Source organism: Flavonifractor sp. An92 (assembly GCF_002159175.1).
GTDB lineage: Bacteria > Bacillota > Clostridia > Oscillospirales > Oscillospiraceae > Pseudoflavonifractor_A.
Genome location: NZ_NFGZ01000004.1, coordinates 1 through 13124, shown reverse-complemented (window position 1 = coordinate 13124; position 13124 = coordinate 1). Strand labels below are relative to the sequence as shown.

Genomic DNA, 13124 nt, shown 5'->3' with positions numbered 1-13124 from the left:
GGCGCGCCCTCCCCCTGTTTTTGTCTCTTACTTGCAGCCGTGCCCGTGGCCGTAACCGTGGTGGGCATAGCTCCCCAGGCCGGTCCCGGTACAGTGGTCGCAGATACCGTCGCCGTTGGCATCCACATACCCGCCGCCGCAGCGGTCGCACACCCCGTCACCGTCGGCGTCATAGCGGCAGACGCTGGTGGTGCGGTTGTCGCACACGCCGTCCCGGTCCGCATCCACATAGTTCAGGCCCCGGCCGTGGCCGCAGGCCATGGCGGCGCCCCCCGCCGTGAGCAGGCACAGCACCGCCGCGCCCGCGATCCAACGCTTCATCATAACAATCCTTCCTTTCGCAAACACAATGGGAGGCCCGCTCCGGGTCCCTCTACCAATAATACGTCCCGGCGGGGCCATTCCGTTCACGCCCGGCAAAAAAGAAATCCCGTCCGGCTCTCTTCCATAAAACAGGCTTGGATTATCGCAGTTTTCAATATTTTCAAGCGATTTCTTGACGCTTTTTCACAGACAGCGCATAATGGGAGCATTGAGAATCCACCCATGAGAGGATGTTGTCTGATGAGCCAGAAGTCCGCCCCCGGCGTGCGCCGGGGCATCTGCGGCCTGTGCGGGGGGACCTGCCTGGTGGACCTGCACTGTGACGAGACGGGGACCATCACCAAAGTGGAGGGCGCCAAAGAGCCCCCCTTCTCCAGCGGCGCCCTGTGCGTCAAGGGCGCGGCCCTGCGCCAGGCCACCTATCACCCCGACCGGCTGCTCTACCCCATGAAGCGGGTGGGCCCCCGGGGCTCGGGAGAGTTTGTCCGCATCTCCTGGGACGAGGCCCTGGATACCGCCGCCGAGCAGCTCCGCCGCAGCCGGGACCGGTACGGGGCCAAGTCCACCCTGCTCTATGTGGGCCACCCCAAGTGGTTCCGCACCTATCTCAACGACTTTGCCAACCAATATGGTACACCCAACGTGGGCACCGAGTCCAGCAGTTGTGCCTATGCCCTGATGATGGCCAGCCAGAGCTGCTTCGGCCGCGGAGTGCGGATGCCCCAGCCCGACCTGGCCCACTGCAAGACCCTCCTGATCTGGGGCGTGAACCCCCTCCACAGCGGGGCCCCCGACCGGGCCAAGGCCTACCTGAAGGCGGTGGAGCGGGGCGTGAAGGTCATCGCCGTGGACCCCCGCTGCACCCCCACCACCGAGCGGGCCGCCCTCCATCTGCGGCCCATCCCCGGCACCGATGGGGCGCTGGCTCTGGCCATGGCAAACGTGATCCTGGCTGAGGACCTGTGGGACCACGAGTATGTGGAGCAGTACACCACCGGCTTTGAGGCCTATCGGGAGTACGTCCAAACCTTCCCACCGGAGCGGGCGGAAGCCATCACCGGCGTGCCCGCCGCCGACATCATCGCCGCCGCCCGGCTCTTCGCCCAGGACGCCCCCAATGCGCTCCAGATGTCGGCCTCGCCGGTGGTTCACAACATCAACGGCGTACAGAACAGCCGCGCCATCCTGATGCTGGCCGTCCTCACCGGCAGCTTTGGCCGCCCCGGCGGCATCCAGGCCCCCGGCCCCGGCCGCCCCATGCTGAAGTGGGACTTTATGGGCACCCGCCTCCCACGCCCCCTGGCGGACGAGGACCTGAGCCACACCCAGTTCCCCGCCTGGGCCCAGCTCACCCCCCAGGAGATCCAGGTCATCCGCATCGCCGACTACCTGGAGGGCAAGGGGGACTCCCCCATCTACACCCTCCTCTCCTTCGGCATGAACCACCACATGTGGCCCAGGCCCGACCACATCGAGAAGGCCTTTTCTAGCCTGGATTTCTTCATCAACGCCGACCTCTACCGCACCCCCACCTCGGAGTACGCCGACCTGCTGCTGCCGGTGTGCTCCTCTCTGGAACGGGAGCAGATCCTGGTCCAGGGCCCCGGTCTCCTCCGGGACGTGGAGGCCCCCATCGCCCCCCTGGGCGAGGCCCGCACCGATATCGACATTCTGGCCGGACTGGCCCAGCGGCTGGGCTTCTCCCTGGGCGACGGCGGGACGGTCCACAGCTATGAGGACTACCTGCGCACCCTGCTGGAGCCCACCGGGCGCACCCTGGAGGAGCTGCGCGCCCACCCGGAGGGACTGCCGCCGGCCCACACGCCACCCGCCCGCACCAGCGAGGATATTCTGAACGTCCACACCCCCTCCGGCAAGATCGAGTTCGTCTCCGGCGTGCTGGAAGCCTGTGGGGCTCCCTTCCATGAGGGCCTGCCGGTCTACCACGACTTCCGGGAAACGCTTCCTCTGGAGGAGTATCCCCTCCTCCTCTCCACCGGCTGCCGCAAGCCCCAGCTCTTCCACTCCCGCACCTACCGCCTGCCCTGGCTCCGGGCGCTGGAACCGGCTCCGGTGGTGGACGTCCACCCGGAGGACGCCCAGCGGCTGGGTCTGAAGGACGGGGAGATGGCGGTGCTGTCCACTCCGGTGGGCTCCCTGGAGCTGCCGGTGAATCTGGACTCCTCCTGTCTGCCGGGGGTGGTGAACGTCTACCACGGCGCGGGGGATCTGGACGTGAACCTGCTGGTGGACGAGACCTACTTGGACCCCATCTCCGGGTTCCCGGGCTATAAATCCTACTGCTGCAAGCTGGAGAAGAAAGGAGGCGCGGCCCAATGAGCCATGTGATCTGTGACAAGGAGCGCTGTACCGGCTGTCTGGCCTGCGTGGTTGCCTGTCTGGAAGAGCACCACGCAGCGCTGGGGGACGCCCCCCTCTCCCCCCGCATCCACGAGAAACGCACTTCTCCCCGGACGGGAATGGTCTGCTATACCACCCGCAGCTGCCTCCACTGCGCCGACGCCCCCTGTCTCTCCGCCTGCCCCGCCGGGGCCCTGGTGCGGGATGAACTGGGCTTTGTCCTGCCGGTGCGGGAGAACTGCGTGGGCTGCCGCCGCTGCGCCCAGGCCTGCCCCCACGGTGTGCCCCGCTTTGACGGGGAGGGCAAGCTGGTCAAATGCGACGGCTGCGCCGACCGGGTGGCCCGAGGGCTGGAGCCCGCCTGCGTGCGGGTGTGCGCCGCCGGGGCCCTGCGCCTCTCTGATTAAGACTGAACCGCTTTGGGCGGGTCCGGTGTTCCGGGCCCGCCCAAAAATTTTTTTACAGGAGTGCAACATTTCCCCCTTCCCGGCTGTATACAGGGTGTCAGCAAACCAACCACCACACAGAAAGGAAGATCATCATGAAAAAAATCGCTGCTCTTGCCCTGTCCCTCACCCTCACCGGGGTCGTGCTCCTCTCCGCCTCCGCCGCCGCAAACACCGCCGGACGCCTCCCCGTAGAGGTGGACAGCCAGGCCACCACCGTGGAGGGCTGCGTCATGGTGCCTCTGCGCGCCATGGCCGAGGAGCTGGGCTACACCGTCCAGTGGGACGACGGCGTCATCCGGGTGGACACCGGGGCCATGCACACCGATGTGATGCTGTGTGTGGACCGCTACGTCCTCACCACCAGCAACCCGGACCTGGTGGGCATGAGCGCCCCCTTCTCCCTGGGCTGCCCCTCCTACGCCGTGGACGGCACCACCTATGTGCCCCTGGCCCTCTTTGAGGCCCTGCTGGGCACCGGCGAGGGCTCGGTGACTCTGGACGGCTCCCACATCGCGATTACCACTGGGGCCAACTGACCGCCCCTTGCCAGCAAGCTCACCGCGGGCTATACTGGCCTTACCTGCGCCGGATTACCTCCGGTATCCTGAACGCCCTGGGAGGGACCTTTCGTGAGCACCGTCCTCTGCCGCCCCGCGCCGCTGTCTCCCCTGCCCCGACGGCTGGGGCGGGCCCTGCTGTCCTGGTTTGCCCGGACCGTTTTCCGGGTGGAGAGCGCCGACCGCGCCGCCCTCAACCACCGGGCCGAGGTCCTGCTGGACCAGTACGGCGACCGGGTGCTGCGCCTGGCCTACTCCTACCTCCACAACCAGAGCGACGCTGAGGAGGTGCTCCAGGACACCTTTCTCCAGTACCTCCGCACCGCGCCGGAGCTGGAGGGCCCGGAGCACGAAAAGGCCTGGCTCCTCCATGTGGCGGCCAACCTGAGCAAGAACCGCCTGGCTTACAACCGGGTGCGCAGCGCCGACGCCCTCAGTGAGACCCTGGCCGCCGAGGAGCGGCCCGACCTCTCCTTCGTCTGGGAGGCGGTGAAGGCCCTGCCGGTGAAATACCGGGAAGTACTCCACCTCTACCACTACGAGGGCTACTCCACCGCCGAGATCGCCCGCCTGCTGGGGCGCAAGGAGTCCACGGTCCGCTCCGACCTGCACCGGGGCCGGGCCAGACTGAAAGACGTGTTGAAGGAGGCGTACGACTTTGAAGAGGGCCTATGACGAGATCATGGACCGCCTGACGGTCTCCCCCGCCCTGCGGCAGCGGCTGCTGGCCCGGATGCGCCAAACTTACCCCTCCCCCCTGCGCCGTTTCCGATTGGCCCTCCCACTGGCCGCCTGTCTGGCCCTGGTGCTGGCCCTGTGGCTGGTGCTCCCCCCCCTCCCCGGCACAGTGCCGGGGCCCACCCCCACGCTGGGGGTGCTGGGGCCCGTCAGCCCCCAGACCGTGGAAAATTCGGACGCCCTGGCCCAGGCGGTGGGCTTCCCGGTAGAGGAGCCGGAGGCACTGCCCTTTACCGTCCGGGAGACCGTCTACACCGCCTACCCCGGCCCCATGGCCGAGATCCGGTATGTGGGCGAGGCCCAGTCCCTCACCTACCGCAAAGCGGCGGGGAGCGGCGATCCCTCAGGCGACTACACCTCCTATGAGGACGTGTGGGAGATGGACGTGAACGGCACCACCGTCACGCTGAAGGGGGACGGCGGCCTCTGTACCCTGGCGCTGTGGGAGGCGGACGGCTACACCTGTTCCCTCCGCTGCGACGCGCCGGTGGAGCAGGACGTGCTCACCGCCCTGGCCGCCCAGCTCTGCACCCCGGCATCCTGAACGCCAAAACGCCCGGAGGACTTTTGAGTCCTCCGGGCGTTTTCTTAACCCAGCGCCACGTCCAGGGTCATCATCACCGTGAAGCCCAGGGCGAAGGTAATGACGCCGACGTCGGAGTGGGGCGGGGCGGACATCTCGGGGATGAGCTCCTCCACCACCACATAGAACATGGCGCCCGCCGCGAAGCTCAGCAGATACGGCAGCGCCGGCACCAGGAAGCTGGCCCCCCAGATGGTGAAGGCCGCCGCGATGGGCTCCACCACGCCGGAGAGGATGCCGTAGCGCAGGGCGCTGCGCCGGGTCATCCCCTCGGCCCGCAGGGGCATGGAGATGATGGCACCCTCGGGGAAGTTCTGGATGGCGATGCCGAGGGCCAGCACCAGGGCGCTGCTTAGGGTAATGGCCTCGTTTCCGGCCAGATATCCGGCGAACACCGCACCCACCGCCATGCCCTCAGGGATGTTGTGGATAGTCACCGCCAGCACCAGCTTGGTGGTGCGGCTCAGGCGGCTGCTGGGGCCCTCGGTCTGGTCGCTGTCCAGGTGCAGATGGGGCACGCTGTGGTCCAGCAGCAGCAAAAAGGCCACGCCGGCCCAGAACCCGATCACCGCCGGCAGGAAGGCAAAGCGCCCCATGGCCTCGGCCTGCTCCATGGCGGGCAGCAGCAGGCTCCAGATGGAGGCCGCCACCATCACGCCCGAGGCGAAGCCGGTCAGCCCCCGCTGGAGGCCCCGGTTGAGCTGTCCTTTCAGAAAGAGGACGCATCCCGCGCCCAGAGAGGTGCCCAGGAACGGGACCAGAAGGCCCCCCAGCACCTCGTAATTCCATTGCATATGTACCACCTTTCCTCTCCCGGATTTGGGGGAGATAGCATAAGCTAACTAAGATGACGTCAGGATAGCATACCCGCCCCCCGCTTGTCAATGCGCGTGCTCGCGCTGTCTCATCCTATGTAGCGCGCCCCGGGCGGTGTGCGGGGCGCGGTGGGGGTCAGAGACACTTGCGGATCTGCCGGATGGCGTTCTTTTCCAGGCGGGAGACCTGGGCCTGGGAGATGCCCACCTCGGCGGAGACCTCCATCTGGGTGCGGCCCTCAAAAAAGCGGAGGGCCAGGATGCGCCGCTCCCGCTGGGAGAGCTGGTCGATGGCCTCCCGCAGGGCGATGCGCTCCAGCCAGTCCTCATCGGTGTTGCGGGAGTCCTTCACCTGGTCCATGATGCAGATGGCCTCCCCGCCGTCGGAGTACACCGGGTCGTAGAGGGACACCGGGTCCACGATGGCGTCCAGCGCGAACACCACCTCCTCCCGCTTCACGCCCAGCTCTCGGGCCACTTCGTCCACGGTGGGCTCCCGCTGGTGCTCGTTCACAAAGCGCTCCTTGACCTGGAGCACCTTGTAGGCCGTGTCCCGCATGGAGCGGGAGACCCGCACGGCGCTGTTGTCCCGCAGATACCGGCGGATCTCGCCCACGATCATGGGCACGCCGTAGGTGGAGAAGCGCACGTCCAGATCGGTGTTGAAGTTGTCGATGGCCTTGATGAGCCCGATGCAGCCCACCTGAAAGAGGTCGTCCACGTTCTCCCCGCGGCCGTTGAATTTTTGCAGCACCGAGAGCACCAGGCGCAGGTTACCCGCGATGAGCTCCTCCCGGGCCGCATTATCCCCGGCCTGAGCCTTTTTCAGCAGCTCCATGGTCTCTTCGTTCTTTAAAACCTTCAATTTTGCGGTATTTACCCCGCATATTTCCACTTTTCCAAGCATCAAAGCGCCTCCCGGAGTGAACGTACTGTGTTCAGTATCTCCCCCGGGACCGCCTTCATACGGCGCGCCCCGCGCCAATCTTTTTTATCGTGGGACGCCCTTCGATGGACTTCGCGCCCCCGGCCCTCTGTGGAAAAAAGCGCAAATTACCGCTTGCCAAACAGGGTGTGGTGTGCTATACTATCGACGTCAACTTCATATGCAGGTATAGTTCAGTGGTAGAACGTCAGCTTCCCAAGCTGAATATGAGGGTTCGATTCCCTTTACCTGCTCCAGAATTAAAACCGCTGAAATCCTTGCAATACAAGGGTTTCAGCGGTTTTTCCATGCCCCCTCTGTTTCTGCCTGTGTGGTCAATCTAGGCCAGAATCGTATAGTCTAGTGGTGGAAATAGTGGTGGTATATTTTTAGCCTCTATCTAAAATAAAAGCGCCTATGAAGTGCCAATTCTTTATTATATACATTTGTAGAAAAGTTTGTGCATAACATTATTTGCCAATTTATTTGACAAATTTTATGAAATATGTTATAACTCAGATACTACCAATTCATGGGTCTATCTGTACTCTATTGGCCATATATTTTAGAACTTAGAAATAGAACTGTGGTGCTATTTTATGGTATTACGTTTAGTTGCTCACCATGGTACAAATTTAGACGCTAAAAATGAAATTCTCAAATCAGGGCATTTTATTGCAAGCCAGACAGATGGTGAGTGGGCTGGATCTGGTATATATTTCTTTACGGAAACTGATAGTTATAACAATGCCATCAAATGGGCAAGGTATAAAAAGCGTTTTCAAACTCCAGCCGTAATAACCGCTAATATAGAGATTGATTCATCTAAACTTTTTGATTTGACAGACCATAGTCGCCAGGCATTTTTTCATAGAATGAGATCAATTTATTTTGAAGCTGCCGTGAATAAATCGGAACAACTTGGCGCAGAAATTGATGAGCGTATTTTTGATAAATTTAAACTCGATTGTAAGATCATAAATGACATTTGTGTCCGTTTTAATTATCTCGCGGTAAAAAAAAGATGTTTCATACGTTTTTTATGCCGTGGTTCATATTTCAGATATCCAAGTTCTGATGTTCCAAATTGTACTATTATCGCAGTCAGAGATGAGTGTTGCATCGTTTCTATTGCTTGAGGTGACGAGTTATGGGCATTCCGCACGATTTTGACGAATATTGCAAGGAAATGGAGGCGCTTTTTGCGTCGATGACGCCTGAGGAATTCTTCGATTACTTAGGCATTCCTATTGATGAGCTCCCCCCGAAAAAGCAATATTCTCTTAAAAGTTTTTCTGCTGATAGCCGGATGTCCATGTATTCTCATGATCTTTTAGATTTGAACTGCGCATAGGGAATCGAGGTATTTCATCATGCTAAATGCTTCTCTCAACTCTGTTGTTGAATTAAAACACCTATACATTGGGCACATCTCTTTTTCCCGTACCAGTGACAAGATTGATGATAACAAGCTTACCATCAGTTTTAAAAAATCGTACGACTTTAACGAAGAACACAACGCTTGTAAAGTTACTCTCGGTTGCTCTATCAAAAACCAAGATTCCGAATGCATCAACCTTCAAGTCGATATCATTGGTCATTTTACCTGCAATGATGAGTCTCTGGAACGGAGAGAGCAACTTCTTACCAAAAATACTCTTGCCATTTTGTTTCCTTATCTCAGAAGCCAAATCAGCCTAATTACTGCACAGCCTGAGTTAACACCTATTGTTCTTCCCCCTATGAATATTGAGGCAGTGTTTGATCTGGCTTCTGACGAATAAGGCATTTGCATACTGGACTCAAGAGCTCCCCAGGGCAACACGCCTTGGGGAGCTCCTTTTTGCGTCCAACTCGGACACGCTATTTCCGTTCCAGGCGGTCGATGCGCATCTCGTGGTCGTCCAGGCGGCCGTCCTGCTCCTCATTCTTGGCCCAGATGCGCCGGTGGCTCTCCTGGCTGTGTCGCTCCTGACTGGCCAGCTCCTTCTCCACCCGCTCCACCACCACGGTCAGGGTGGTGATGGACCGGGTCAGAGACACGATGGGCTTCACCACGGCCGCCCCCAACCCCACCAGGGCCACCAGCACGGTGACGACGGTCCACTCCATGGGCGTCAGCCCTCCTCTTTTGCCTGGCGCATCACCGCGTCGCCGGCCAGGGCGGCCTGAGTGAAGCTGTTGTTCTTCCACCACGCGGCCAGAGCCGCGCCCACCGTCCAGAGGGTGGTCACCAGGGTATTGATGGTCTCGTCCTCGATGGGGATGAGCTGGATGCCCGCCATACCCAGGCACTGGTTGACCAGAGCCAGGACCAGACAGATGGTGCGGGCGATGGTGCCCGCCGTGATCTTGTTCTCCATGTATCTCACCTCCCCTCAATCGGCCGTGGCCAGACGCCGCAGCAGCGCGTCGGCGTACTGGTAGGCCTCCAGATAGTCCATAGTCTCGTCCGCGAAGTTGAACCGCCGCTGGACGATAGCCCGGTCGGTCTCGCCGGCGGGAGGCTCATTCCCGTCGGCCCAGCTCACCCCCAACCACTTACACACGCCGTCGGCGGTGGCGGTGGCCAGCTTGTCCCGGTAGTCCCCGCTTAGGAGCAGGGGCACGTCGGTCTTGCTCGTGTGGAAACCGTACTCAATGAGCACGGCGGGCATGTCGGTCTCGGCCAGGACGGTGTACATCTCGTGTTTGGCAGTGCTGGCCCGCAGCGCCACACCCGCGGCCCCGAAGGCCTTCAGCAGCTCGGCCGCCAAGACATTCCGCTCTGCCGTCTCCGGCCCGGCGGAGGTGTAGATCTCCAGGCCGTCAGCGTCGTACCAGCCGCCATTCCCGGCGGCGTTGGAGTGCAGCGACACGAAGCAGGTGGCCCCGGCCCGGTTGGCCACCCCGGCGCGCTCGGTGAGGGATGGCTTGGTGTCCTCGGTGCGGGTGCAGATGGTATGGACGCCCCGGGCCTCCAGGAGCTTGGAGACCCGCTCATACATGTCCCACGCAAACTCGTGCTCCTGGTAGCTCCCGTCCGGGGAGCCGTTGACCGTGCCCGGCCCGTGGCCCGGGTCCAGACAGACCGTATACTTGCTCATGTTCTCCTCCTTGTCCTCCGGCGTCTCCGCGCCGGCACGCTCGTAGATCAGCAGCCAGGACCGGCAGATGCGCCGCTGGCTGGGGGTCACGGCCTTGCCGGGCCCCAGGGCGCCCTGGGAGCTCCAGGAGCCGTCCCAGCGCAGGATGTGGGTGCAGCCCCGCGCCCGCAGGGCGGCCTCCAGGGTGGCGGTGTACTCGGGGGTGTCCTTGGAGCACAGCAGCGCCACCACGGTGCCGTCGGGCTTCACGCCGGTGTAGGTCCAGCCGTTGCGGCCGCCCTCGCCCTTGCCCTTGTCCACGTTGTTGATGACCACCGGCGGGCAGCCGATGGCGTAGTCGTACACGGCCTCTTTCTCGGTGCCCACAGTGAGGGTACCGCTCTGGTCGATGCAGATGCCGTACTCGTGCCAGGTGACCGGGTGGACCCACTTCCCCGCGATCATCAGGGCGGCCTGATGGGCGTAGGTGGTGAGGTGAAAATAGGCCAGGTTGAGGAGCGCACAGCACCCCGTCTCGGCCTGGATCTGCTGCCAGGTCAGCCGCTTCACGTTGTCGTAGAGCCGGAAGCGGTACTTATCCTGGGGAAATTCCTGGATGATGTAGCTCATATTTTACACTTCCTCCCACCACGACGGATATTCCTTCGGTGTGTACACGTTGCTGTCATGGAGAGACCGATACAGCGTATCGCCCCACCACCCGATTTCGCCATTGGAGAACGAGAGGCCAACCGTGATTTTCTCAGGAATAATGCGGTATCCAGCCCGATAAAGCACATCCTCCCACAGCGCAGGAGCGTTGTCGGGGGTTTGGTCCTCCCGGTCCCACAGGTCCACGGAGGCGCGTTTGATTGCGCCGTTCCAGTAGATGCGGGTCCCGTTCGGAATTAGTGCTCCGTCGTATTTCATGCGGGGCAGGATTTCGGGGGCAGTGGAAACTTGAGCGTCGGTCAAAGAACTCGAACCTTGCGTGACGAGAGAGCGAAAGGCGCGGGCTTCTTTCTCGGTCATTCACTCACCCCCGTAATGATGTTAAGTGCCTCTTCGGCACTCAACTCAGTATCAGGCACAAGCTCGTCCGTTTCGGTGTAAGTGCGTCCCATTTCAACGGGGTCAACCGCTTCGGAGTAAACCACGCCCGTGCCATCCTGCCTAACCATGTGCCCTGTGTCGGAGTAGGTGCGGACCAAAGTGCGTCCGTTTTTCTCAAAGGTTTCAGTCTGAATCATGCGGGTTCCTCCTGCATCTGGTCAGCGTATACGGACCAGTTAGTTGCTGTTTTATAGGATTCAAGTGAGCCTACGGGCACATAAATAACACATCCAGATGGCAATTGGTTGAATGTATGGGCTTCTACTGTCGGAGGGGTAGTGGGAAGAACCCGGAGTTCCTTAAAACTTGAAATACCAGCGAAAGCCCAATCACCAATACTTGTTACACTATCAGGGATAGTCAACTTAGTAATAGAATAACTTGACACGGCAATCCGGCTAGGTATGGTTTCAATACCATTAGGGAATCTGATTGTTTTTATACTTCTGCAAAAAGCATAGGATTCCCGATTTAAACCATCCTTTTGACTTGGCACTGGAACCTCTACAAGAGCGGAACACTCATACAGTGCAGAAATTCCGATTTTAACCAGATCACCTTTTACTATTAGCTTAGATAACCCTTGACAGTAATAAAAGGATCGGTCAGGTATTGATGTTACAGAATCAGGTATGTACACCTGATAAAGAGCTCTGCAATTATTAAAACAGGCTGTATACAGCGATGTTAAACCTTTCCCGACAAATACCCTTAGGAGGGTGTTTGCAACTGCATCATCAGACCCGAATAATGGCCTATTATTGGCACCTAGTTGCAATTCACACCCGTTTGATGGGGACAGGGTGATAATGTACTCCCCGGACTTTTGATAACTATGACTAGTATTTACAGAGCTGGTGCCTTGTACAGTTTCTTGTTCTGTATTATCACCCCAGTCAATAGTTACCCCTCTATCTATGGTTTGCCGAAAATATAGTGGAATTTCATCAATAACAGGTACCATCTCAGAAGGTGGGTAAGCTGGGATAGATATATACAACCTAGTTTTCCCATCATCAGGCGGTTCAGGTTCAGCACCGCCGCCAGTTGCCGTAACCAGAATGTTCTTGTCACAGTATTTCCCGCCGGTCAGCAGGCGCTTAGAAGTACCACCATCAACGGTGATTTCGATGTCTGCCATTACTCCACCTCCCCGTTATAGACTGGCAGGGCTGCGATGACGGCCTCCACCATTTCTTGCTTGTCCTGCTCGGTGTAATAGTCCACACCCTTTTGCGGGGTTTTACCGTCGGCACCAGCGGGACCGGCGGGACCTTGAGGGCCGGTATCACCAGTATCACCCTTCTCGCCCTTTGGCCCCTGTTCGCCAGCGGGGCCCTGCTCACCTGCTGGGCCCTGCTCTCCGGTCATTCCCGGGTCGCCCTTGTCGCCTTTCTCGCCTTTCGGACCTTGCGCCCCATCTTTACCGGGTGCGCCGTCCTCGCCCTTCTCGCCGCGCGGCAGGGTGACCTCCACCGCCTCAATCGCAGGCATATCGCTCTTACTGGCCGTGTAGCTTACGGCTATGGTTGTTTCGCTGGTCTGCTGGACGGCAGGCGTGTAATACCCACCATCGGCGCCAGCACCTCCGCCTTCCGGAAGCGGCAGCTGGGACTCCACATAGGCCCCGGTGTTCACGTCCCAGACCATCCAGTACCCGTGATCGCCTGGGTAGGGCGGGTGCTGGTTCAGTTCCTCCAGCTGCCGGAGCGCCTGCTCCACCGCGCTGGGCACCTCGGGCCACGCCTCCGAACCGGACAGGCTCTCCGGAATGAGAACGGAATAGAGCACATTGGTGTGCCGCACCTCCTCTCCCCGGGTGCCCCGCAGCTGCACGGCGTACTGTCCGCCCAAGGCCAGCATGGACGCCTTCAGCAGCACGCCCATGCCCTCCTCAGTGGGGCTCAGGGTGATCACGTCAAACTTCTTCCCCACCTGGACCAGAATCTCCCAGGTCCAGCCTTCAGGAAAATCTCCCAGGACATCCAGCCTCCGGGTCAGATTGTCGTACTGCCGGGCGATGATCCCGCCCTCTTGCTTGATTTGCCAGTTGTCAAAATGAATCAACCTACCACCTCAATTTTGTTTTTTGCCCTCGCCAGAGCCTGATACACATTCCTCACGTCCATCCCCAGGGCCTGGGCGATGGCCTTGGGGCTCTCACCCGCCTGGCGGCGCTTCCACACGTCGTACT

18 protein-coding genes and 1 tRNA gene are annotated in these 13124 nt (G+C 60.4%); 9 read left to right on the top strand and 10 right to left on the bottom strand.

What is annotated here, in order from left to right; all coding sequences use genetic code 11:
- Positions 1-27: 27 nt before the first annotated feature.
- Positions 28-324: a hypothetical protein gene (locus B5G43_RS04250; RefSeq protein WP_087259235.1), complete on the bottom strand. Its 297-nt coding sequence runs from the start codon at positions 322-324 to the stop codon at positions 28-30.
- A 240-nt stretch (positions 325-564) separates the two neighbouring features.
- Here B5G43_RS04250 and B5G43_RS04245 point away from each other — a divergent pair, with 240 nt between their 5' ends.
- The 5 genes from B5G43_RS04245 (at position 565) to B5G43_RS04225 (ending at position 4973) form a co-directional block, all read left to right on the top strand.
- On the top strand, positions 565-2664 hold the full coding sequence (locus B5G43_RS04245) for a molybdopterin-dependent oxidoreductase (protein WP_242960451.1): 2100 nt from the start codon (positions 565-567) through the stop codon (positions 2662-2664).
- The gene (locus B5G43_RS04240) at positions 2661-3092 is read left to right on the top strand and encodes a 4Fe-4S dicluster domain-containing protein (protein WP_087259233.1); all 432 of its coding nucleotides are present in this window, start codon (positions 2661-2663) and stop codon (positions 3090-3092) included. Before B5G43_RS04245 ends, B5G43_RS04240 begins: the two co-directional genes overlap by 4 nt.
- 134 nt (positions 3093-3226) lie before the next feature.
- Positions 3227-3670 (top strand): stalk domain-containing protein, encoded by a 444-nt coding sequence (locus B5G43_RS04235; protein ID WP_087259232.1) that lies wholly within the window; start codon positions 3227-3229, stop codon positions 3668-3670.
- A gap of 93 nt (positions 3671-3763) precedes the next feature.
- Positions 3764-4366 (top strand): sigma-70 family RNA polymerase sigma factor, encoded by a 603-nt coding sequence (locus B5G43_RS04230; RefSeq protein WP_242960450.1) that lies wholly within the window; start codon positions 3764-3766, stop codon positions 4364-4366.
- Positions 4350-4973 (top strand): hypothetical protein, encoded by a 624-nt coding sequence (locus tag B5G43_RS04225; protein WP_087259231.1) that lies wholly within the window; start codon positions 4350-4352, stop codon positions 4971-4973. The genes B5G43_RS04230 and B5G43_RS04225 overlap by 17 nt, the downstream gene beginning before the upstream one ends.
- Positions 4974-5017: 44 nt before the next feature.
- Here B5G43_RS04225 and B5G43_RS04220 read toward each other — a convergent pair whose 3' ends face one another.
- Both B5G43_RS04220 and sigG read right to left on the bottom strand, forming a co-directional pair.
- On the bottom strand, positions 5018-5806 hold the full coding sequence (locus B5G43_RS04220; protein WP_087259230.1) for a ZIP family metal transporter: 789 nt from the start codon (positions 5804-5806) through the stop codon (positions 5018-5020).
- A gap of 157 nt (positions 5807-5963) precedes the next feature.
- Complete coding sequence (gene sigG, locus B5G43_RS04215; protein WP_204244549.1) at positions 5964-6734, bottom strand: RNA polymerase sporulation sigma factor SigG; 771 nt, start codon at positions 6732-6734, stop codon at positions 5964-5966.
- A 201-nt stretch (positions 6735-6935) separates the two neighbouring features.
- Between sigG and B5G43_RS04210 the strand changes: the two genes are divergently transcribed.
- From B5G43_RS04210 to B5G43_RS04200, 4 genes are all read left to right on the top strand, one after another.
- Positions 6936-7009: transfer RNA gene (locus B5G43_RS04210), tRNA-Gly, on the top strand.
- Positions 7010-7351: 342 nt separating this feature from the next.
- Complete coding sequence (locus B5G43_RS17015; protein ID WP_140397582.1) at positions 7352-7891, top strand: hypothetical protein; 540 nt, start codon at positions 7352-7354, stop codon at positions 7889-7891.
- A gap of 11 nt (positions 7892-7902) precedes the next feature.
- A complete protein-coding gene (locus tag B5G43_RS04205) occupies positions 7903-8106 on the top strand; it encodes a hypothetical protein (protein WP_087259228.1) in 204 nt (67 codons plus the stop codon).
- Between the two features lie 19 nt (positions 8107-8125).
- Positions 8126-8536, top strand: a complete 411-nt coding sequence (locus B5G43_RS04200) for a protein-export chaperone SecB (protein ID WP_087259227.1) — start codon at positions 8126-8128, stop codon at positions 8534-8536.
- Positions 8537-8615: 79 nt separating this feature from the next.
- Here the strand turns inward: B5G43_RS04200 and B5G43_RS04195 are convergent, their stop codons facing one another.
- The 7 genes from B5G43_RS04195 to B5G43_RS17960 are packed head-to-tail and all read right to left on the bottom strand — an operon-like array spanning position 8616 to position 12997.
- Entirely contained in the window at positions 8616-8864 is a 249-nt protein-coding gene (locus B5G43_RS04195; RefSeq protein WP_087259226.1) for a hypothetical protein, read from the bottom strand.
- A 5-nt stretch (positions 8865-8869) separates the two neighbouring features.
- Positions 8870-9115, bottom strand: a complete 246-nt coding sequence (locus B5G43_RS04190) for a phage holin (RefSeq protein ID WP_087259225.1) — start codon at positions 9113-9115, stop codon at positions 8870-8872.
- Positions 9116-9130: 15 nt separating this feature from the next.
- Positions 9131-10447, bottom strand: coding sequence for an N-acetylmuramoyl-L-alanine amidase (locus tag B5G43_RS04185; protein WP_087259224.1), 1317 nt, complete (start codon positions 10445-10447; stop codon positions 9131-9133).
- Between the two features lie 3 nt (positions 10448-10450).
- The gene (locus B5G43_RS04180; RefSeq protein WP_087259223.1) at positions 10451-10849 is read right to left on the bottom strand and encodes a hypothetical protein; all 399 of its coding nucleotides are present in this window, start codon (positions 10847-10849) and stop codon (positions 10451-10453) included.
- Positions 10846-11067, bottom strand: coding sequence for a hypothetical protein (locus B5G43_RS04175; protein ID WP_087259222.1), 222 nt, complete (start codon positions 11065-11067; stop codon positions 10846-10848). Before B5G43_RS04175 ends, B5G43_RS04180 begins: the two co-directional genes overlap by 4 nt.
- The gene (locus B5G43_RS04170; protein WP_087259221.1) at positions 11064-12071 is read right to left on the bottom strand and encodes a leucine-rich repeat domain-containing protein; all 1008 of its coding nucleotides are present in this window, start codon (positions 12069-12071) and stop codon (positions 11064-11066) included. Before B5G43_RS04170 ends, B5G43_RS04175 begins: the two co-directional genes overlap by 4 nt.
- Positions 12071-12997, bottom strand: coding sequence for a hypothetical protein (locus tag B5G43_RS17960; RefSeq protein ID WP_275532312.1), 927 nt, complete (start codon positions 12995-12997; stop codon positions 12071-12073). Before B5G43_RS17960 ends, B5G43_RS04170 begins: the two co-directional genes overlap by 1 nt.
- Between the last annotated feature and the right edge of the window lie 127 nt (positions 12998-13124).

Excerpts from the sequence above, each read along its gene's own strand:
- B5G43_RS04250 (WP_087259235.1), bottom strand. The coding sequence starts at position 324 with ATGATGAAGCGTTGGATCGCGGGCGCGGCGGTGCTGTGCCTGCTCACG.
- B5G43_RS04245 (WP_242960451.1), top strand. The coding sequence starts at position 565 with ATGAGCCAGAAGTCCGCCCCCGGCGTGCGCCGGGGCATCTGCGGCCTG.
- B5G43_RS04240 (WP_087259233.1), top strand. The coding sequence starts at position 2,661 with ATGAGCCATGTGATCTGTGACAAGGAGCGCTGTACCGGCTGTCTGGCC.
- B5G43_RS04235 (WP_087259232.1), top strand. The coding sequence starts at position 3,227 with ATGAAAAAAATCGCTGCTCTTGCCCTGTCCCTCACCCTCACCGGGGTC.
- B5G43_RS04220 (WP_087259230.1), bottom strand. The coding sequence starts at position 5,806 with ATGCAATGGAATTACGAGGTGCTGGGGGGCCTTCTGGTCCCGTTCCTG.
- sigG (WP_204244549.1), bottom strand. The coding sequence starts at position 6,734 with ATGCTTGGAAAAGTGGAAATATGCGGGGTAAATACCGCAAAATTGAAG.
- B5G43_RS17015 (WP_140397582.1), top strand. The coding sequence starts at position 7,352 with ATGGTATTACGTTTAGTTGCTCACCATGGTACAAATTTAGACGCTAAA.
- B5G43_RS04205 (WP_087259228.1), top strand. The coding sequence starts at position 7,903 with ATGGGCATTCCGCACGATTTTGACGAATATTGCAAGGAAATGGAGGCG.
- B5G43_RS04200 (WP_087259227.1), top strand. The coding sequence starts at position 8,126 with ATGCTAAATGCTTCTCTCAACTCTGTTGTTGAATTAAAACACCTATAC.
- B5G43_RS04195 (WP_087259226.1), bottom strand. The coding sequence starts at position 8,864 with ATGGAGTGGACCGTCGTCACCGTGCTGGTGGCCCTGGTGGGGTTGGGG.
- B5G43_RS04190 (WP_087259225.1), bottom strand. The coding sequence starts at position 9,115 with ATGGAGAACAAGATCACGGCGGGCACCATCGCCCGCACCATCTGTCTG.
- B5G43_RS04185 (WP_087259224.1), bottom strand. The coding sequence starts at position 10,447 with ATGAGCTACATCATCCAGGAATTTCCCCAGGATAAGTACCGCTTCCGG.
- B5G43_RS04180 (WP_087259223.1), bottom strand. The coding sequence starts at position 10,849 with ATGACCGAGAAAGAAGCCCGCGCCTTTCGCTCTCTCGTCACGCAAGGT.
- B5G43_RS04175 (WP_087259222.1), bottom strand. The coding sequence starts at position 11,067 with ATGATTCAGACTGAAACCTTTGAGAAAAACGGACGCACTTTGGTCCGC.
- B5G43_RS04170 (WP_087259221.1), bottom strand. The coding sequence starts at position 12,071 with ATGGCAGACATCGAAATCACCGTTGATGGTGGTACTTCTAAGCGCCTG.